General features: G+C 43.6%; 1 protein-coding gene. It reads left to right on the top strand.

The features are described 5' to 3' along the window. A partial coding sequence (gene tuf, locus H5201_RS22395; RefSeq protein ID WP_145238324.1) for an elongation factor Tu occupies window positions 1–1,149 on the top strand: 1,149 nt, incomplete at its 5' end. Window positions 1,150–1,375: the final 226 nt, after the last annotated feature.

The raw sequence follows: 1,375 nt of genomic DNA on the forward strand, positions 1-1,375 counted from the left end.
GTAAACGTAGGTACAATCGGCCACGTTGACCACGGTAAAACTACCCTAACTGCAGCAATCACTAACGTACTTGCAAAAGTATACGGCGGTGTTGCTAAAGATTTCGCATCAATCGATAACGCTCCAGAAGAGCGCGAGCGCGGTATCACAATCTCAACTTCACACGTTGAATACGATACGCCTACTCGTCACTACGCACACGTAGATTGTCCTGGACACGCCGATTATGTTAAAAACATGATCACTGGTGCTGCTCAAATGGACGGCGCTATCCTTGTTGTTGCTGCGACTGATGGCCCTATGCCACAAACGCGTGAGCACATCCTTCTTTCTCGTCAAGTTGGCGTTCCTTACATCATCGTATTCATGAACAAATGTGACATGGTTGATGACGAAGAGCTACTTGAACTAGTAGAAATGGAAGTTCGTGAACTTCTTTCTGAGTACGATTTCCCAGGTGATGACTTACCACTAATCGCTGGTTCTGCGCTTAAAGCGTTAGAAGGCGAGAAAGAGTGGGAAGACAAGATCATTGAGCTTGCAGACGCACTTGATTCTTACATCCCAGAGCCAGAGCGTGACATCGATAAGCCATTCATCATGCCTATCGAAGACGTTTTCTCAATCCAAGGTCGTGGTACTGTTGTAACTGGTCGTGTTGAAGCTGGTATCATCCGCATCAATGACGAAGTAGAAATTGTTGGTATCAACGATACAACTAAATCTACTTGTACTGGTGTTGAAATGTTCCGTAAACTACTTGACGAAGGTCGTGCTGGTGAGAACATTGGTGCACTTCTACGTGGTACTAAACGTGAAGACGTTGAACGTGGTCAAGTACTAGCTAAGCCTGGTTCAATCAACCCACATACAACATTCACTTCAGAAGTATACGTACTTTCTAAAGATGAAGGTGGTCGTCATACTCCATTCTTCAAAGGTTACCGTCCACAGTTCTACTTCCGTACAACTGACGTAACTGGTGACGTACAGTTACCAGATGGCGTAGAAATGGTAATGCCTGGCGATAACGTTAAGATGACTGTAAAGTTAATCTCTCCAATCGCAATGGATGAAGGTCTACGTTTCGCAATCCGCGAAGGTGGCCGTACTGTAGGTGCTGGTGTAGTAGCAACTATCGTAGAGTAATAATTAACTTTTAAGTTAATTATTAGAAAAAGGTCACTTCGGTGGCCTTTTTTAATGTCTGCGATTTGAGCTGTAAGCTCTAAGCGGTAAGTTTTAAGTTGCTCGGTGTTAATATGTACTTGTAGGCGAGTGGCTTGCCACCGCGTTTATAACAGAAAGTAAATATATTAAATTTTCTTGCTATTTAAGTTGAGGAGATCTAGATTTTTACCGCTTACCGCTTACC

The sequence above is a fragment of the Pseudoalteromonas sp. SG43-6 genome, assembly GCF_014164365.1.
GTDB classification, from domain to species: domain Bacteria; phylum Pseudomonadota; class Gammaproteobacteria; order Enterobacterales; family Alteromonadaceae; genus Pseudoalteromonas; species Pseudoalteromonas rhizosphaerae.